Below are 21038 nucleotides of genomic sequence, written 5' to 3'. Positions count from 1 at the left end.
TCCAGATATCACTTTATTTTTTTAATGTAAGAAATCACAAGGAGGAGCTGACTTTATGTCAACTCCCCCTCAATGTACATAAATAATATCTTTTTTGAAAATTTTTTATTTTTTAACAGTAACCTTAATCGTCTTTGTTGCTGCCTTATACTTAGATGTCTTCTTACTTGTAATCTTAATAGAAACTTTTCCTTTCTTAAGACCCTTTATAGTAAGTTTGTTTTTCTTAAATGTTACCTTTGCAATCTTAGCATTCTTCTTAGAAAGTTTTGCTACTGAAAGTTTTGCTTTTGAGTTTACTGAAACTGCAAGCTTAACTGACTTCTTTGTCTTAACAGTCACTGAAGAAACTTTCTTCTTGCCATTTTTAACAGTAATTGTTGCACTCTTAAGTTTCTTTGCCGGTTTCTTTGTATTACTTGGTTTCTTTGTAGGTGCTACAGTTGGTTTAGCTGTTGGTGTTGCACTTGTTCCCGGTGCTGGTGCTGCACTTGTTCCCGGTGCCGGTTCTGCACTTGTTCCCGGTGCTGGTGTTGCACTTGTTCCCGGTGCTGGTGTTGCTTCTGTTCCTGGTGCTGGTGTTGACTCCGCTGGAGCAGGTGCAAATTTTAGATTATCTATCGTACACTGTTCACCTGTTAAAGAAAGATATGCTTTCTTTCCCTCTTCTACTGGAATTGTAGCAGTGTAGCCTATACCATTATTTAAGTATGTAAGGATAACTTTATTACCCTCTCTCTTAACAGTTCCTGTTACTTCTGTACCTGCTTTATTAGCATCAACCCATGGTTTCCAAGCTTCTGTTATTTTAGCGTTGTTTTCATCATCAATAGCTTTTTTCTCATCTGCATTTGCACCATCAGGGTATGCTTTTGTTTCAACTGTCGGAATACCTGTTGTTTTAAGGCTTCCTGATGTTTCATTTACAGTATCCGCTCCAGTAATAACAAAGCAATCTGACCTTATAACCGAATATTCCTTATACAAATTCTTTGAAGTAGTCGGTTTATAAAGACCACCATCCACTGATGTAAACACTACTGTTGTTGGTGTATTCCATCTAAGATCTGTAGACTCATTTGTTGTTGTTTTGAAAGAAAACTTCTGTGCATCTTCCGTAATTTCAACACCATTACTCCAATTAGTCCACCATCCGTCACATTTCACCTGACCGAAAGTAGTTGTCTTGTCGGTGTCAGAGTAAGTACCTGCAACTGACTTCAACCTTGTCTGCTCATTTGACAGTTCCATTTTCATATCTATTGGTAGTCCTGATATTGTACATAACTCACCTGTAACTGCAAAATATGTCTCTTTTCCTTCATCAGCTATAAATGAAAACTCTGATACACTTGTATAATCACCTGCAACAACTGTATATTTAATCGTAACCTTATTAGATGAATCTTTCTGATATTCTACAGTAGCTTTTCCTTCTTCTTTACAAGCCTTTAACCACTCATTCCAATCACTTGGATATGTTTTATTAATTGTTATATTTTTTGATGCATCTGTTTCAGTTGTACCCTCAGCATCAACCCAGCAATCAGACCTTACATTTGCATAATGTTTATAATTTGTATTTTTACTATCATAAATTCCATCATCAGATGTATAAACCAACAACACCGGCGTATCCCAATTTAATGTTGCAGTCTCATATGTCTTAAATGTAAAATTCAAAGTTTGCTTATCTGTTGTAACTTTCTTTCCAGCAGTATACGCAGCTAAATAATTGGGCTCATCCAAACTAAATGTTTCACCGGTAGTCTCATCCGCCTGTGCTACTACTACATCTCGATAAACCGCTGGAACTGATGACATTCCAACAACAGCAGCCATTGTGATTGCTAAAAGTTTTGTCTTTCTCATAAAATGTCTCCTCCTATAATCTTTTTAATTCTTTAATTTTTTTCTCAACCTTGGTCCTTAATCTATCTCCAGATTTCAACCAAAAAGTATTCCAGAAAACTTTATTTTTTTCTAAAATACTTTACATTATTTTGGATAGCCTAAGAATACCATAAATTAGTAATTAGTGTCAACAGATTTTTAACTGTATGTTAATTTTTTGTAAACATTTAACAAATCATGCATTTTTTGTTCATTTTTGCTTTTTGTAAACTATTTTATTCAAATGTATAGAACCCTAATAATTACAGTGTTTGTACCATATTTATTAGTCTGCATATAGCACTGTTTGTTTCTATATTTTTATATTGTTTTTGGTGATTTTGCACAAAGAATATTTATACGGTAATAGATTTTATAATGTTGATTTTTGAGATTTTATGGTGAAATCATTTTTATATAAAAAAACAGCAAATCCTAATATGAGTTCTTGATATTTTTGTTCCCATTGTTAAGATTTACTGTTTTTTCTTTAAATATTTGCTTTTCTGGCAAGAAATATCGCTCTTACAGACACGCCGCCGATATTTTTTTTATTATCTCCCTTACATATTCTTCTGACTTTGATACCTTTTTAGCTATATCCGGCACTGACATATTGCAATCGGTATATAAAGTCTCTATCCTGCCCTCTTCGCGTCCTTCCTGCACTCCTTCGTTTCTTGCCTGTTCTTCGCCAGCCTTTATCTCTTCCTTAAAAAATTCTCTTAATACTTCATTCATAATCCCTGTCCCTCCATTCTTTATACTATCAAATAATTCCTGATTTGATGATACCATTATTCCCAGTAATGAATTTATGCAGTCTTTTTCAAATGGCTCTTGCAGTTCAAAGGCTTCATCCAGGAAATTATCTACTGTACTTCTTTTTAGTCCTCGTTTCAGTGTCTTTAGGAATATATGTTCCTTTTCTCCTACTTCAGCCGTGACTACTACCTGTGTTTTTATAAATCCGTCTTTTTCTATATAGTATATGCCACTCGTTTTTTCATATACTTTGTAGCTGTTTTCCTTAAACCATCTCAAAAGCTTTTCAGGCTTTCTTTCTCTCACAAGCGTAATCGTGATACTGTTTATGTCTATATCTCCTACATATTTTTCACTGCTTTTATACAGATATGCATATGCCATTACCTTAAAATATGTATCTTCATTGAGAGTATCATTCTCTGATTTATACTCCATTATATTATGTTTCTGAAATATCTGACCAATATCGTTCGTTATTTCAAAATCTTCTGTCTTTTCCACTACTAGCAAATCTATAAGCAGCGGTTTTCTACTGAGTGGATATTCCCTGTGAAATTCCAGCTTATCCGCATATTCCCTCAGCTCCAGTTCCATTGCGGCACAAAATCCTAAGTGCCACTGTATATCATTTTCTTTCCCCATACATTTTCTCCTTGTTTAACTTAATGATAACACCTTTTATTTTCTACGGCAATATTTCCTTAAAAAGCATTTGAAAATTTTGTAACAGTTCAGCCAAAAAAAGATAAGTCAATAATACACGAGCTTTCTCGATGTATTATTGGCTTGTTTTTTTGGGCGGAATAGCCTTTCATTTATGAAATGAAGTAAACACAAGCTGCATAGCAGCGACTGACAGCTTGCTGTCAGGTTTACGAATGTAATAAATGAGAGGCTGAACTGTTACAAAAATTTCATTTATATCTATTTGCTCTCACATATGGTACAGCTAACAACTATATTTATCCAATCACACTTCATGGATAAATACAACTAAATCAAACTACTTCTGCCGTTCCGGCTTTTTCGCCATATTAACATAATATTGTCAGCTTTTTCTATCTGCATTTTTCACATACCGTATTCTTATTTTCTGTGTAATTCTTACAATGAACATATAGCTTTTTATGAGATTTAATGAGATTTCAAAATTCTATACAAAATCAAGTATTATATTGAGATTACTTTTTGTTACATTTTACTTAACGCATATTTCACTAAATAGCACAGCACAATGAAGATTAAATAAAACTTTAAAAGAGAAGCTTATGTCTTAACTTCTATCCATCCTATTGTTAAAACATAAGCTTCTTATATTTCTTATATATATATTCTATTTATTCGACCGACTCTGCCATTATCTGCCTTTTAAATATCTACAAAATAATCATAATATTTTATTAAATGATGCGGACTAAAAACTCATCCTATTGCAAATGCTTCTTTGCTTTAAAGAAATCTCTTGTTTCTTTTACGACCACACCGTTTAACGCAAATATTGCTATCATATTTGGCAGTGCCATAAGTCCGTTAAATATGTCTGCGATTACCCATACCGCACTTACTGTCATGTAAGGTCCGATAAATACTGCAAGTATATATACCCAGCGGAATACTTTTACTTTTTTCATATTTCCATTTGTAATATATTCCAGACAGCGTTCGCTGTAATAGTCCCATCCGAGTATCGTTGTAAATGCAAAGAATACAAGACAGAGCATCAAGACAAATGCGGATACTTCTGCCGGGAACGGAAGTCCCTGCTTAAATGCATATGTTGTCACCTGAACCCCCTCAAGTCCCTCAACTTTCCATGCTCCTGTGAGTACGATTGAAAGACCTGTCATTGTACAGATAATTATTGTATCAATAAATGTTCCTGTCATACTGACAAGACCCTGTCTTACAGGTTCGTGTGTCTGAGCTGCTGCTGCCGCTATAGGTGCACTTCCAAGTCCCGCCTCATTTGAGAATATACCACGGGCAACACCTTTTTGCATTGCAACGAGCATACTTCCCGTCACGCCACCTGCAACTGCCTGCGGATTAAATGCAGCTTTTACAATTATCACTATGGCATCAGGAATTTTTGTTATATTGCATATGACAAGCATTACTGCAAATATAAAATAAATTATTGCCATAAAAGGAACTATTATCTGACTTACACTTGCAATTCTCTTAATTCCACCTATAAGTACGGCTCCAACGCAGAATGCAAGAATAAGTGATGCAATTACTACCGTCCATGAATATGTACCTATTCCGGGGATTGATACCGTATGTGCCTTATTTGGATCAAAAAAATTCTGAACAGCACTTGATATTCCATTCACCTGACTGAATGTTCCTATTCCAAAAAGTCCTACACAGACTCCAAAAAATGCAAATATTTTTGCAAGCCATTTGAATTTCTTACCCATTCCAAGCTCTATATAATAAAACGGCCCGCCAAGACTGTGATTGTCTTTATCTACCACACGGTATTTGACCGCCAGAAGTCCCTCTGCATACTTTGTTGCCATTCCGAACAACGCTGTTACAACCATCCAGAAAAGTGCTCCGGGTCCGCCTGCTCCAACAGCCGTTGCCACACCTACTATATTACCTGTTCCTATTGTTGCACTAAGTGCTGTGCACAATGCTGCAAAACTTGATATTTCGCCTTTTCCGCCCTCTTCATTTTTAACCATCCATTTTAATGCAAGCGGAAGTCTGCGAATCTGCAAAAATCCAAGACGAAATGTAAGCAAAATTCCACCTGTTATTATGATTGCCATAAGTGGAACTCCCCAGACGAAATCGTCAATGTTAGCTAATATCTTATTAATACTATCCCACATGATTTTCTCCTTTTGTATATAATTTAATATTTTTACACCAAACTAAATTATACGCAAAAAGAGTGTATCAGGCAAGAATTTTTTTTACTGCTGGCTCACAAACTTAACATAAATTGACAAATTATTTGCAAAAAAGATTATTCTCAACTATTTTGCAAGCTGCTTTACAATCTGACGCTTACTTTATCAGTCTGTTGCCAAGAACTCATTTTTACCAGCTGCATCTGCCACAGTTAGTACATTTAGTGCAGTTATTCTTTGCTTTACGCCTTTGCGGTGTAAAATCAGATGCTTTCACCTCTATATCACCGCTTTCTATATCCTGTTTTTTTATCTCAGTTTTAATATTTTCCGATATAAATATAATGCTGTCTTTCGTTTTTTTTATTTTAATCGGCGTAATTTTAAATATTCCGGGATTCATGCAGCTTTCCACAGCATACGGCTCTATTACTTTTAACAGATTATTGTCTTTGTCGTATATTTCTATACGGCTATTTCCCAAATTCAGTTCATCCGGCTTTTGTATATTCATATTTTTCACTCTTTCTTAATTGACCTATCACACATACTGCTTCAGTCAATACAGCCGCCGCAACCGGCTCTATCCATATTCCTGTAACTAAAAAAAGTTTTGGCAGCACAAATAAAAAAAATGGTGTATATATTATTGCTTCTCCATAAATTATTATTGATGCTTCCTGGTGCTGTCCTTTTCCGTTCATTATCGTTATGCTTAGTCTGTTTAATCCATAGAACAACAATGATATAGCTGTTATCCTAAGTCCCTGCACAAATGGTTCATAATTTTCACTGCTTAGTGAGAAAACTTTATGAAATACGGGTGCAGCGGCAAAAAGCAAAAGCATTACTAATATTGATACACAAACCACAAGCCTTGTCACAACACCTTTTATCTGCTTTTCTTTCTTTTCCATATTTTCTTTTGCCGCACACATACTAAAAAGCGGCTGCACTCCGTCTGCTATACCGGTGAGCATATTCTGAGCCGGATATACAAGATACGATATGACCGCATAACAAGCCACCGTCCTGCTGCCTCCATACGAAAGACATTGATAGTTTGTCAATGCAAGTACCCAGGTAGGAAGAAGTGAAATTCCAAATGAAGCTATACCGCCTAAAAAAATCTTTTTTATATAACCTGACCTTTTTTCTTCTTCACATCCTTCTTTAATAATTTTCTCAATATTTCCCGAATATATTTTTTCTGATTTTTCTTCTATAAACTTATCCGATAATATTTTATTTCCCACTTTTTTATAACAACTTAAACCACCCGTATTTTCCGCTTTTTCTTCCACATCTTCTCTGCTTAATGCACCTGATTTTTTTATGCTCACACCTGCTATAACACTTGTTACCACCTGTGAAAGCACCGTTCCAAGTGCCGCTCCTCTCATTCCCATCTGAAGTACAAAAATAAATATCGTGTTAAATACAAAATTTGAACAGACACCACTTATCGTCGCTGCCATAGCCTGTATTGGCATATTAAGATTTCTGACTATCGGGACAAGTCCTGCTCCAAATATCTGTAAGAGTGCCGCTGCCGCTATTATCCTAGTATATTGTACCGCAAGCGTATGCACCTTCCCCTCTGCACCGAGTATTTTCATAAGATACGGTGCTGTCATTTCAAAAAATACACTGTATAAAATACCTGCACACGCCAAAAAGACAAAAGCATTTTTTAAAAATTCTTTTGCCTCTTTTTCATGTTTTTTTCCAAGTGCGGAAACATAATTTATCCCACATCCTACTCCTATACCTATACCGCTCGCAAGGATAAACGCTGGCACAGGCCATGCAATATTTATTGCTGCAAGTCCGTCCTCACCTATATTTCTGCCAATAAATAAACCGTCTATTATCGTGTTAAGTCCGCTTATTACCATACATACCATTGCAGGTATGCAGTTTCTAAGCACTTCTTTTTTTGTATTTTTCATCTTATTGCTTTTTCCGTTTCTATATCAAAGAAATGAATTTTTGACTCATCAAATCCAAAGTGATACTCCTCGCCTTCTCTGAAATCACCATTTCCCTCAATGCGTATTGTTACATTACTATTAAATTTATTTTCACTCTCAATCGTATCATTCCAGTTTTTTGCAACATTTTCATTTGAAGAAATTTTCTCATTTTCAATACTATCACTTTCGCCAGCCGTTTCCAAGTGCAAATATGAAACTGCCCCATCCGGCTCATAAACTTTTAATCTTGCTGCAAGGCTGCTCTGAAACATCTCATCATCCATACCCTTTACCTGTAAAAATATGTCTTCAGGTCTTATTCCAACATAGACTTCTTTATCAAAATATCCTCTTTTTCTCAAAAGTTCAGCATTTTTTTCTGACAGTCTGTATCTTCCAAGTCCACCGATAAAAAGCATTACATTCTTTTTTTCCTGAACGACTTTTGCTTTCCAGACATTCATCTGTGGGGTTCCTATAAACTGTGCTACAAAAAGATTTGCCGGTTTGTTATAAAGTTCTTTTGGGGTTGATGCCTGCTGAATTTTTCCATTGTTTAACACGACTATCTTTGTTCCAAGTGTCATTGCCTCTGTCTGGTCATGCGTAACATAGACAAATGTTGCATCTGAATGTTTATAAAGTTCTTTAATCTCCATACGCATCTGGGTTCTGAGCTTTGCATCAAGATTTGACAATGGTTCATCCATAAGAAATACCTTTGGCGTTCTGATAAGTGCCTTTCCTATTGCAACTCTCTGTTTCTGACCGCCCGAAAGCTGCCCCGGTTTTCTTTTAAGAACTTCTTTTAGACCTAGCATATCTGCAACTTTTTCAACATTTTCTTTTATTTGTCTTTTAGGTACTTTCTTTATCTTCATACTGTATGCTATATTGTCGTACACCGACATATGCGGATAAAGGGCATAATTTTGGAAAACCATTGCTATATCTCCGTTTGCCGCCATTTTTTTATCAAGCACTTTTCCATCTATATAAATACTGCCTGCCGTTGCCTTTTCAAGACCTGCTATCATTCTTAATACCGTCGATTTACCGCAGCCTGAAGGGCCAACAAACACAACAAATTCTTTGTCTTTAATCTGTAAGTCAAAGTTTTTTACTGCAAAACTTCCACCGTCATATTTTTTTTCAATTCCGTCCATCAACAATTCTGCCATAACTGTAACTACCTGCTTTCCTGTATTTCTATATTCTTCCAGTTGTACATAAGTTGTCCCACATCAGCAATTATAAAGTCTGCACTTTCTTTCAATTCTTCTTTTTCACCGACACCACTCAACACTCCAACTGCCAATGCTCCACCGTTCTTCGCAAACTGCATATCCGTATTTGTATCTCCTACTACCATTATCTCATCTGAATTTATTTCAAATCTTCTTTTAAAATCTTCTATTATATCTGATGACGGTTTTGGTTTTAAAACCCCGTCATCAGAGCCAACATATGAAAAGAAATGTCTGATGCCAAGTCTGTCAAGACATTTAAGAGCTGTCTGCTTTGTATCAGCAGTAGCAAGCCCCACTATTAGCTTTCTGTCCGACAGCCACTTAAATAATTTATCAAGGTCAGCGGTAGGTAGGATATTTGCCGTGCTTTTAGTAACTTCTTCAAAATAAAGTTCTTCAAGCTGTTTAGAATAAAGACTTAACATTTTATCATCTGCTTCTATCTCAAAAAACTCAATGACTGCTTTCGTCATATCCCTGTAGGTCATTGCTGCAATGCTGTTTCCAACGGATTTCACCGCCATTGAAACATTTTCCTCATCAGCATCAATCCCTATCTTATGGAGAAACTTTGGCATCACCATTTTAGTAGCCTCATTCCACAACTCATCAAACTTAAGAAGCGTACCATCCTTATCAAACAAAATCCCCTTAATCACCGCTCGTCCCCTCTTTCCATATACTTACTTAAAATATTTGTGAAACTATCATAATCTGAAATTAAATTGTGAAATATAACAAATAATTAGTTTCACAATCACTAAAAACTACTTTGAAACTGAACTCATAGCTTCCTCTGCTGTTTTCTGAGCCTCGTCAAGTGCATCTTTTGCAGAAACTCCCTCAATCTCAACTTTATCTGCTGCTACCTTGAGTGCGTCATAAATCTTTCCGCCTGTAGGGTCTGTCGGAAGTACAGAACCATGTGAAGCCTGCTGTAATGGTACGAGTGCCTGTGGATTTTTTTCTGTATAATCCTTAAATTCTTTTACATCCTGTGTTGATTTTCTAACTGCAACATAACCTGTTTCCATAGACCATTTAGCCTGATTTTCAGGTGTAGTGAAGTACTTTATAAATTCATAAGCACCTTTCTTTTCTTCATCTGAAGAATTTTTGAGGATAACGAGATTCTTAGCTTCTGCTGCCGGAGCTGATGCATTATTTCCAAATCCCGGCTGCTGCATTGCACCTACGATACTAAAGTCAAGGTCTGCCTGATCTCCTGACGAACCGGTATAACCGCCTGCCTTATTCTGCAAAACATCATCAATAGTTGTGTACCAGTATTCCCATCCCTGTCCGCCGGAATGAATTTTCATTATCTTATCATCGTGAATCCATTTTTTAAAGCTGTCCCACACTTCAACCCACGCATTACTGTTTACACACACTGTCTTTCCATCATCACTAAAAAGACTTCCGCCGTTACTGAGCACTGCATCAACAAGATTGTCCTTGCCCCACATAGGTTCCCAACCTGTCATGCCCTTATTTTTTTCAGTAATCTTCTTAGAAGCATCTGCTAAATCCTGCCATGTCTTAATGCTTTCAGGCTTAATTCCTGCATTTTTAAATGCTTTTTTATTGTAATAAAGTACCTGTGTAGTTCCATAAGCAGGGATTGCAAATGTCTTATTCTCATCATCTACACCCTGATTTAAAAACACATCAAGATAATCATCCTTATTAAAATCAGAATCATCTTTTGTATATGTACTTATATCTTCAAGAACTTTCTTCTGATTAAGGGTCCTTGAACTATTTACATCCAGAAGTGCAATATCAGGTGCAGTACCACCTGCAATACCAGCCTGAACTTTCTGATAAGTTTCATCATAATCTGCCTGAGTAACACACTTAACCTTATAATCCGACTGGGACTTATTAAATTCATCAACAATGTCCGCAACAACATTCACGGCAGTCTTACCGCCGGAATACCAGAACTCAACCTCAACCGGACCATTCTTTTTAGAATCAGACCCACTCTTTACGGCAGACTTAGAACTTGTTCCGCAACCGGTAAGAAGCCCCACTGTCATGCTCATCATCAACGCCATACATAATAATTTCTTTCTCATGATAATCCTCCATTTTTTACTTTATATATAATCTATTTTCCAGACATCTGCAAAACTATCATTACACTGAATTGAATTGCATAGATATAACATAGTCTATAAGCAGTTCTGCAGGTGTCTTTCTAACCTTTAACGCCCGTATCTCCACCAATACCATTGATAAACCATTTCTGGGTAAATGCGAACATCACTAAAAGCGGCACAACTATAACAGCACTTGCAGCCATAACCTTAGGCCATTCCGTACCGTAAGCTCCACCTTCTATAAAAAAGCTGCGAAGCCCCTGCGATACAAGACTTATATTTTTATCGTTAGTTATAAGTGACGGCCACATATAACTGTTATACATTGTTATAAAACTCATAAGACCAAATGTTATAAATGATGATTTAGTCATGGGCATTACGACTTTCCACAAAACCTTCATATTCCCCGCACCATCCATCTTTGCCGCCTCTATAAGCGGTGTCGGCACCTGCATAAATGCCTGTCTTAACAAAAATATTCCAAATATATTTATCGTGTCTGAGATTATCAGACCCGTGTAGCTGTTTAAAAGTCCCAGTTTTGCAAGTATTATGTAACTTGGTATATATGTTGCCGCTGCCGGCAGCATATAAGTTCCCATAACTATCGCAAATAATATTTTTCTTCCCCTAAATCTCATAAATACCATTGCATAAGCAAGCATTGCACCTGTTATTATCTGTATCGCAACGACCACAACACTTACGAACAAACTATTTCCTATGTATTTAAGCATCGGCGATGCCGTAAATATGCTCACAAAATTTCCCCACTGTGCCTTTGCAGGAAATAATTTTGACACATCCATAACCTCCGCCTTTGTCTTTAATGCACTGATTATCATCCATATAAAAGGGAATACCGTAAATATACCTGCTATGACAAGAATAAACATTTTTCCGAATGTCTTTCCGATATTCCCAAAGACTTCAATGCTTTTTTCTAATGCCGGATTTCTCTCTGATACACTGTCTTTGTTTATCTTTGTAATTGATGAAAATGTCTTTTTTGTTCCAAATCCTGTATATTTATTTTCATTTACTATATTCTGCTGCATTTTTCTCTCGCTTTCTAAAGTTTCATTTATGATTTCAAATCAAATATCCCTTAAATACCTTGCAGTCAAGCGAATATTAACAATCCGCTCTGCTGCCGGCTCATTTCTTCTTCATAATTCACAATCTATATCAATAATGAACCCATTTTTTAGAAATAATAAACTGAACTACCGACAGCAATACCGTTATTGCTATAAGAACTATTGCTACGGCTGTCGCCTGTCCCATGTCATATTCTTCAAAACCGAGCTGATAATACATATAAAGAAGTGTTCTTGTCGAACCTGACGGACCTCCCTGCGTAAGTATCTGAATCTGGTCATAAGCCTGCAATGAATTTACCATTGTCACTATCAGCAAAAAGAATGTTGTCGGTGATATACAGGGAAGTGTCACATCTTTGAAACGCTGCCATGCGTTAGCACCATCAAGTCCGTTTGCTTCGTAAAGCTCAGTCGGTACTTTTTCAAGTGCCGAGAGATAAAATATCATTGCATAACCGAGACTTTTCCACACCGTTACTACTATTACCGATAAAAGAGCCGTATCTGAACTATTTATCCATTGCAATGCAGGAAGATGAAAAAATTTTAACACCGCATTTGCAAGTCCGCTGTCGGGATTGAATATCCATGTCCACACGATAGATACCGCAACAGTCGGAGTTATCCACGGCGAAAAAAGAATGAATTTGAAAAATCCGCTTCCCCTGAATGTTTTTCTAAGAAGAAGTGCAAGTAAAAGTCCGCCGGCTATCGTTGGAAATAATGTTCCGATACTAAACCAAACAGTTGTGCCTAATGCTTCATAAAATCTGCTGTCCTTAAACAGCTTTATAAAGTTATCTAAAAATACGAAGTTATATGTAGGCGACATATAGTCCCAATCAGTAAAGCTTATGTATAATGATTTTAATATCGGATAAATCCAAAACACCATCAAAGGTATAAATGCCGGAAGTACAAAAAGCCACACACTTCCTATTTTCTTTAATTTACTGTTACCAAACATTTTTAATTCCCCATTTCTTTATTTTATTGACCTCGCCATAGCTGCACTGCTTCACCGAATGTCTTTAGTTTTGATTTTTTTCTTCCATGAAATATCGGATTTACATAGCCTAAGAAACCGTAATCTTTAGACAATACCTCAAATCTTTTCCATTCCCAGTCAATGGTGTGCCAGTTTGTCACAACATCTGCCATATATGTCCGTTCATCCCTCTTTTCAAGCACGACCTCTCTTTTTACTCCGTTTTCAATCAGATATAATTCAGGAATAATATTTTTTCCGTATGTTTCTTCATTTATTTTTATTGTCACACTCGCAACAATGTCATTTTCAAATTCAGAATCGCCTGTTATCTCTATCCTGTCACCGGGAAGATATTTTTTATTTTCAAAAAGAAAATAAACTTCCATTGTAATATATCTGGCAACTATGACATGACCTTTTGAAACCGCTTTCAACAGTTTAGAAGGCGTCATTCCATCCATATATACCAATGTTGCAGGGTCTCCCGGCACACTCGGCTCATCTGCCCCCTCGTACCTTTCGTCTATAAGGTTGTGCGAATCACTTCCCCCAAGTCCGAAAACCCTAAATCCCTGCTGCCACAAAAAATCTATAAATGATATAGCATCTTCATTTGCTTTTTTTGCATATTCATATGTCGGGTCATTTATTATCTCCATCAATCTTAGATTTTTCAATTTAAGGTCAAAATATGTCCATTTCCATATATGCAGGAATGGATGGTTTATACTCCAAAGCCATTCCTTTTCATCTGCTTCCCTGATGGTGTACTCTACTTCCTGACTTATCCTGTCCTCACCATCATGTTTTAAAATGTGTGTAAGTCTGCCCGGCATCCCAAGACAACCAAATATATTAAAATGCCCCAGACTTGTCGTAATCTCAACCCCCGGTACGACCATCACTTTTGCTTCTGGCCATCCGGTGTGCAAAACATTGTGTTCGGTCGGGATATAAAAATCCATTCCCATTTGTTCTGCCTTTTTCATCGCACTTCTCGTTGTCTCCTTTCCATCAGACAATCTCGTGTGTGTATGAAAATCACCTTTATACCATCTGCTCTCGTCCGAATAATTCTTATCAATATCAAATTCTTTATTCCCAACCCAGTCCTGTTCTCCCACTGGCTCTTTCACTGAAGAAATGTCATCAGAAATAGTAACTTTAACATTGAAACTGTTTTTCCCAAGACGCTGCATAACATATTCCCTAAATGCACATATTATAAACTTCCATCTGCCTATAGGAATATCTCCTGCCGTCCCACCTGCTGTCGTATGCATCCCATCATTTCCTATTATGAGTGTTCTGGGACCATACCCAATTTCCCTGAACATTCTAAACTTTCCATTACTATCCTTTACAATTATATAGCAAAGCAACGCATACTCTTTTGGTATATTTATTTTTATATTCATAATCTTTATTGGAGAACTGACATCCACTGTTCTTTCCTGCCATGTACTCCCGCCATTTTCAATATGATATATTAAAGTTTCCATGTGTAATCCTCACTTTTTATTGGTCTTAATTTCGTTGCTGTATCACACACTTGCAAGACATATTGTCTAACAAGCCATTTATCAGCTTATTTCAGCATTTTCATTACTGTTTATATATACTGTGAAAATTAAAACCAATTTCTTTTCTCTGACAAGGTTAATAATAGCAACCTTATGTAAAATCCATAACCATGCAATAGACAAATTTTTGTAAAATAATGTAAAATTCTTGTAACACTGTAGTGTGTTACAAAAAATTGCAAATTTGTGATATAATTATTCCAAAATCCGCACTAAAATAGGAGGACTACTATGGAAAATAATAAGAAATATCTTAAACTGCTCGCCCAAAAATATCCGACGAAACAAGCTGTGAGCAGCGAAATAATAAATTTAAGTGCTATTTGCAACCTGCCAAAAGGAACAGAACATTTTATGAGCGATATTCATGGCGAATATGAAGCATTCTGCCATATTCTAAATAACTGCTCAGGTGTCATTCATGAAAAGGTTGACCTTTTATTCCGTGATACACTCAGCAATGTGGAAAGACAGGAAATCTGCACGCTGATATATTATCCCAAAGAAAAACTTGAAATGCTCCACAAGGAATGTGAACTCCCTGAAGAATGGTACCGCATGATGCTTGGAAATCTCATTGAGGTCGCAAAACTCCTCTCCTCAAAATACACACGCTCAAAAGTTAGAAAAGCAATGCCAAAGGAATTTGCCTATATTATTGATGAGCTTTTACATGTACAGAAAGACGAGGATGACAACCAGGTCCGCTACCACAAAGTCATTCTTGATACAATATTAAACATTCATAATGGTGATGAATTTATCATTGCACTCGCAAATCTTATAAAAAGACTTGCCGTTGACCATCTTCATATCGTCGGTGATATATTTGACCGTGGGCCATGTGCCGATATGATACTTGACCTGCTCATGGAGCATCATTCACTTGATATTGAATGGGGTAACCACGATATTCTCTGGATGGGTGCGGCTTGCGGAAACAAGGCATCTATAGCAAATGTCATACGAAACAATCTGAAATATGATAATACAAGAATCCTTGAAAACGGTTATGGTATAAGTCTTAGAAACCTTGCTCTTTTCGGAGAAAAAACATATAAGGATAAAGAACCGATGGATGCTGCACTCAAAGCAATATCTGTTATTTTATTTAAACTTGAAGAACAGATAATTTGCCGCCATCCTGAATATGAGATGAACGAAAGACTGCTTCTTTCAAAAATAAATCTTAATGATTTTACCATAAAAACTGCTAACTCTGATTTAAACAATAAAAATACTATAACTGCTAATACTGATATAAAAAATAACTACAATAAAAATGACACTGATACCGTTTCAGACAGCAACTGTAACTCCGATTGCAATCCGACGGAATTACTTTATAAATTATCAGATACAGACCTGCCTACAATAAATCCTGATAATCCCCTGGCACTTACTGAACAGGAAAATGCCATTATGGACGAATTACAAGCTGCCTTTATCGGAAGTAACCGTCTGCAGAAGCATATAAAATTTTTATACGAAAAGGGCAGTATGTATAAGATATTTAACAACAATCTGTTGTACCACGGCTGTGTTCCTCTTGATGAATACGGAAACTTCGACGGAATCACACTTGATGGAGTTGTCTATCAGGGCAAAAAATACCTTGATTATGCAGACAAAATGGCAAGACTTGCTTATCTTGACAATGACAACGAAAATGCACTCGATTTTATGTGGTTTTTATGGGCAGGTCACAAGTCACCACTCTGCGGCCGTGTCATAAAGACCTTTGAGAGAAGTATGATAAACGATGAGAATACATGGCATGAACCGACAAACCCTTACTACAGATTTTATCATACTGAAAAGACCTGCAATATGATACTTCACGAATTTGGTCTTTTCTCACCTGAATCACATATCATAAACGGTCACACCCCTGTAAAAACTATTGAGGGAGAATCACCCATAAGGGCAAACGGAAAACTTCTTGTGATAGACGGCGGTTTCAGCAAAGCCTACCACGAAACAACCGGTATCGCCGGATACACGCTTATATTTAATTCACATGGAATGAGGATCAAAGCACACCACCCATTTGAAAGTGTGTATAAAGCACTTAGAGATAATAAAGATATAGACTCAGAATCTGAGATAGTTTACACGGCAAGTCCAAGAATACTTGTCAAGGATACCGAAAACGGTAAACAGATACGAGATGAAATTTCAGACCTTAAGATGCTTCTTGGCAGTGATGTGGTAAATTAAAAGATATTAAAAGGTCTTGCCATATGACAAGACCTTATTCATTCGTAAAAATACTGGTTTATTTAGGTGCGTGCCACCCACATGAAAGCTTTCCGCTTTCATGTGAAATCAACTATTTATCTTCGCTCAAAAAACAACCAAATGTAAAAAACTATCCTTCATCTCCAAAATCTATATTCTGCGTGCTTTTCTTATGACAACGCACATTATAAAATACCAAAGCAAATACGAACAATATATCTGCTCCATAAAAAATGTATCTCTTGTTTCTATTTTCTTTTATTTCTTTCAATGACAATTCTTCGCTGTCCTTTAAAATGTACTCCCCATATTTCTTAGTGTAGTCTTTCTTTTCATGTTCTTCCGGATTACACAATAAACCAATCCATTTGTATGTTATTTTCTGTCCTTTCAGATCAGTAAGCGTTATATATTTGTCATTGAAATTGCAATATATCGTATTGACTTTACCATTCTGTGAATATGTTTTAAATGCAAATTTATTATGCGAATAATATACTATTTTCTCATCATACATTCCAGCTGGTCTAAAATAATCCACTGGTAATGTCAAGCCACTTGTCGACCAGTCATATACCAAAACATCATCACAATACATATTCAAAAATGGCATATGCTCTTTTTTATCATCTTCATATATATAAACTCTTTTTTCAATATTCCTGTCAGCATCCTTATAAAATTTCCCTTTATCATCAATATGTTTATAATATCCAATCCTCGCTTTATTTGGGAAAAATATTCCTGCCAAATAAAATATTGCCACTATTAAAATTATTCCAATAATATTTATTATTTTTCGCTTTTTCATATACTCCCCCTATCAACGGTATGCAACTAAACATATTGAACTTGTATATCTATAAGTAGTATCTCCCCATCCACCATCATATTCATCTCCATTCCAAGTTTTTGCTTTAATAGGATCTCCATTGTATATAAGTACTGCTGAAGCAGTTCCTGGTTTATGACCCCAAAATGCTCCATCTTTATACCTTCTTCTCATGACATGATAATCTTGATATAATTTATTTCCGATTCCCTGCTTATTACTTTTTCCAGTTCTAATTGCAATCAACTTCCAATCACTTGTAACCGTTCGTACATCTGATGGAGATATTTTTCTACATTCATATTTTCTATTATTTAAATCTTTTATAACTAAATCTCTAATATATGACTCTGTAAAATTATAACTAAATTTATATCCACACGCTTCTCCTGGATCTTTCCTTTTACTCAAATCAACTGCATATGCATAACAATTAATATCACTATTGTTTGTAATATACTTCCAGTAATAATTCTTACCACTAGGTGATTTAGAGTGTTTTGTCACCCATGTCGGTACATTACCACTATAATTACTTGCATTTACCGGTGTATTTTCGCAATATGCATACATATTATGTGAAAACATTCCAAAACCTGTGTCTGTATATCTATCCATATTTATCATACGCTTTATTGATGAAGCATAATATCTGTTATTCAAATAATAAAAACCACTTTCCTCATCATAATAATATCCTCTATATCTCAATGGATTAATTTGGGCAATCTCTTTATCACCTGACTGATTTACTATCTCTCCCCAGCCATTATATATATATTCAACTATTTTTTTCCCGGCGGTATTATATATTCCTGTTATACTTCCCTGCTCATCTGTATTATAAATATACTGAACACCATTATATTTAAATCCTATCGGTATTCCATAAACATCATAATTAAACCATATCGCCTCTTTATCATTTTTTTGTAATATCAGCTTGTCTTCATCATAATAGTATTTTGTAATACTATCACCTGTATTTTTACAAACACGACGACCATTCATGTCATATTTATATTCTGCAATCTTTTTACCTGATTCATTATCAATCTCAGATAATTTATTTCCAAAACTCCATTTCATACTATATTTATTCATATATCTTATAGGATTTCCAACATCATCATAGGTTATATCTTTCCCACGAACCCTAATTAATTGATCCTTAAATTTATCATTATAGAAATAGTTTTCCTGACTTTCATATTTGTTTAATTCATTTGCAGGAATTCCATAACTATAATTAAATGACTTTACAGCAACAATATTTCCACCACCATCATATTCATAAATATATGTTTTCCCTGCATCTTTATTATCTTCTCTTACAAGCTCCATCAAATTATTATATTCATAATTTTCTTTAACAGATCCATTTTCTGTTATTTCATATAATAAACCATATTCATTATATTTGTAGCATATTTTTTTACCAAATTCATTAATTATCTTTTCTGAATCATTTTGCGAAAAATATTGCTTTTTTAAAATTGTACTACCTTTAAATGATATATTTTTTTCACTTTTATTTTGATAAGATTCTAAATCTCCTACACTATAAATATAGGTATCTAAATCTGTCCTATATTTTTCCTCTAATATTTCTCCATTATACTTTATTTTTTTATCCCATTCATATCCATTAATATCTTTTTGTATGCTAAATCCGTCACTGAGTTGCTCAGCTATAATCTCATCTTCATCATTATACTTATAATTATAAATAACATTATTGACATTATCGTAACATCTTGTCAACTTATAATGATCATCTGCATCATATTTCCAGCTATATTTCTTTGTTCCATTTTCTACATAATCTGTCACATTTCCAATTTCATCTGTTATTAAATTATAATCATAACCGTTTGCCATCGTTATACTTGTATTATTTGTTGATACAGATTTTCGTTCATATATCATTTTATCATTTATTGACAGCTTTGTCACTTCACCATCCGTATATCCGTATTTATATTCAACACCATTATGTTTGACTGTCTTCAATCCTTTTTTTCCATAATTATATTCATTATAAATTTGATTTTTTCCATCATAGGCACATTTTGCATATAAATCTCCATCTTTATTATAAATATATAACGAATATGTATTTCCAGACATCTCTACCACTTTTCTTAGATATAATATGTTATTTATCTTTATTACCTTATTTCCATTTGAATCATAATATTTCTCTATATCATCACCTCTTTTTAAGTGATAAATATATTTTACAACATTGTTTTCAACTTTTTTTTGAATAATACTATCGTATTTATTTATTTTGTTATATGTTTTTTCATCTAAAGATAATTCAATCGTTTCATTTACATCCCCACTATCCATTACAATATCATCATATGCATCTTGAATACCATCTTTATTCTCATCTCTTTGTACCGGACTATAACCTCCCTCTTTATCAGATTGAAATGTTTCAACCTGACTTAAATATTTTTGTCCAAATTTATCAGTGTATTCTGCATATGCCTCAAAATATTTACTTCCTTCACGAAATTTAAATTCCATACCATTCTTGTATCCACTTACCTTTTTAAAGCTTTCATCATCAAATCTTGTAAATAAGTTGATTTTCTGATATTCAATGTCCTCTATTCCGATTTTTCCTGTATTATTATCATAAAACATAGTAATATTCTTATACTTTGGAAGTTTGTATTGCTCAAGATTTTTTAATTTATTTATAGCTGTATTATCTTTCTCTATTTCCAATATAGATGCATTAATTTTAACTGCTTTTGAAATAATCACCCCCTGACATGTAAATTGCTGACAATTAATTTCAACATTTCCATTGGGTGCATATATTATACCACTAGAAATATAAGAATTTCCATTTATAATTATATTTCCATTTTTTGAATATAATATGGCATTATCCATTATCAGCTTCTGTCCATCTATCTTAATATCTTTTTCTGTCATAAGATTCCCTGAAAAGTTTGTATCTGCCGCCCTCATGTCATAATTATTTTTAGAATAAATATTTCCTGTAAATTTAAATTTTTCACCCTCACTATTTTCAGAAAATTCCAATTCTCTTTCATCTGAATTTTCATACTGATATACTATACCATCTGATAATTTAGAAATATTTTGATTTTGATTTTCATTCTTTATCTTCTTCCCATTTATACTTAAATCTCCAGTCATTATACTTTCTTTATAATATTCATCTTTTATTTCTGCATTAACCTTACTAGCTGAATAATTACCGACTATTCCACAAATTATAATTGTTAAACTTAAAATATTTGCTAAAATTTTTTCATATTTCTTCATATTTTCCCTCCACTATACTTTACTATCGTCTGCTATTTGTATATTGTTTTTATTATTGCTTTTTATCACCCCTATCTTTTGTTACTTTTATACAAATATTTACTACTTTTCCAT

14 protein-coding genes are annotated in these 21038 nt (G+C 34.7%); 1 reads left to right on the top strand and 13 read right to left on the bottom strand.

What is annotated here, in order from left to right; genetic code table 11:
• Nucleotides 1-105 precede the first annotated feature (105 nt).
• The 11 genes from DWZ63_RS12095 to DWZ63_RS12045 form a co-directional block, all read right to left on the bottom strand.
• The gene (locus DWZ63_RS12095; RefSeq protein ID WP_118500033.1) at nucleotides 106-1872 is read right to left on the bottom strand and encodes a hypothetical protein; all 1767 of its coding nucleotides are present in this window, start codon (nucleotides 1870-1872) and stop codon (nucleotides 106-108) included.
• A 546-nt stretch (nucleotides 1873-2418) separates the two neighbouring features.
• Nucleotides 2419-3303 (bottom strand): hypothetical protein, encoded by an 885-nt coding sequence (locus tag DWZ63_RS12090; RefSeq protein ID WP_118500032.1) that lies wholly within the window; start codon nucleotides 3301-3303, stop codon nucleotides 2419-2421.
• A gap of 785 nt (nucleotides 3304-4088) precedes the next feature.
• Nucleotides 4089-5504: a sodium:alanine symporter family protein gene (locus DWZ63_RS12085; RefSeq protein WP_118500031.1), complete on the bottom strand. Its 1416-nt coding sequence runs from the start codon at nucleotides 5502-5504 to the stop codon at nucleotides 4089-4091.
• A gap of 211 nt (nucleotides 5505-5715) precedes the next feature.
• A complete protein-coding gene (locus DWZ63_RS12080) occupies nucleotides 5716-6039 on the bottom strand; it encodes a hypothetical protein (RefSeq protein WP_118500030.1) in 324 nt (107 codons plus the stop codon).
• Complete coding sequence (locus DWZ63_RS12075; RefSeq protein ID WP_118500029.1) at nucleotides 6017-7477, bottom strand: MATE family efflux transporter; 1461 nt, start codon at nucleotides 7475-7477, stop codon at nucleotides 6017-6019. The genes DWZ63_RS12080 and DWZ63_RS12075 overlap by 23 nt, the downstream gene beginning before the upstream one ends.
• A complete protein-coding gene (locus tag DWZ63_RS12070) occupies nucleotides 7474-8682 on the bottom strand; it encodes an ABC transporter ATP-binding protein (protein ID WP_118500028.1) in 1209 nt (402 codons plus the stop codon). The genes DWZ63_RS12075 and DWZ63_RS12070 overlap by 4 nt, the downstream gene beginning before the upstream one ends.
• An 8-nt stretch (nucleotides 8683-8690) precedes the next feature.
• A complete protein-coding gene (locus tag DWZ63_RS12065; RefSeq protein WP_118500027.1) occupies nucleotides 8691-9410 on the bottom strand; it encodes an HAD family hydrolase in 720 nt (239 codons plus the stop codon).
• 108 nt (nucleotides 9411-9518) lie between these two features.
• Nucleotides 9519-10835 carry an ABC transporter substrate-binding protein gene (locus DWZ63_RS12060; RefSeq protein ID WP_118500026.1) on the bottom strand — a complete coding sequence of 439 codons (1317 nt, stop codon included), beginning with the start codon at nucleotides 10833-10835 and terminating at the stop codon, nucleotides 9519-9521.
• 122 nt (nucleotides 10836-10957) lie between these two features.
• Nucleotides 10958-11920 (bottom strand): carbohydrate ABC transporter permease, encoded by a 963-nt coding sequence (locus DWZ63_RS12055; RefSeq protein ID WP_207664392.1) that lies wholly within the window; start codon nucleotides 11918-11920, stop codon nucleotides 10958-10960.
• Between the two features lie 130 nt (nucleotides 11921-12050).
• Entirely contained in the window at nucleotides 12051-12932 is an 882-nt protein-coding gene (locus DWZ63_RS12050) for a sugar ABC transporter permease (RefSeq protein WP_022015373.1), read from the bottom strand.
• 23 nt (nucleotides 12933-12955) lie between these two features.
• Nucleotides 12956-14458, bottom strand: a complete 1503-nt coding sequence (locus DWZ63_RS12045) for a CehA/McbA family metallohydrolase (protein WP_055945703.1) — start codon at nucleotides 14456-14458, stop codon at nucleotides 12956-12958.
• Nucleotides 14459-14770: 312 nt separating this feature from the next.
• On the opposite strand from DWZ63_RS12045, the gene DWZ63_RS12040 reads away from it, so the two are divergent.
• Entirely contained in the window at nucleotides 14771-16759 is a 1989-nt protein-coding gene (locus DWZ63_RS12040) for a fructose-bisphosphatase class III (protein ID WP_055945701.1), read from the top strand.
• Nucleotides 16760-16910: 151 nt separating this feature from the next.
• Here the strand turns inward: DWZ63_RS12040 and DWZ63_RS12035 are convergent, their stop codons facing one another.
• Together DWZ63_RS12035 and DWZ63_RS12030 are read right to left on the bottom strand one after the other, a co-directional pair.
• The gene (locus DWZ63_RS12035) at nucleotides 16911-17591 is read right to left on the bottom strand and encodes a hypothetical protein (protein WP_055945699.1); all 681 of its coding nucleotides are present in this window, start codon (nucleotides 17589-17591) and stop codon (nucleotides 16911-16913) included.
• Nucleotides 17592-17603: 12 nt separating this feature from the next.
• Nucleotides 17604-20924, bottom strand: coding sequence for an RHS repeat-associated core domain-containing protein (locus tag DWZ63_RS12030; protein ID WP_055945697.1), 3321 nt, complete (start codon nucleotides 20922-20924; stop codon nucleotides 17604-17606).
• Between the last annotated feature and the right edge of the window lie 114 nt (nucleotides 20925-21038).

This window comes from Clostridium sp. AF34-13 (genome assembly GCF_003477845.1).
Taxonomy (GTDB): Bacteria; Bacillota; Clostridia; order Lachnospirales; family Lachnospiraceae; genus Butyribacter; species Butyribacter intestini.
Note: the sequence above shows the minus strand (reverse complement) of the source record. Positions and strands in the feature narration are given on the sequence as shown.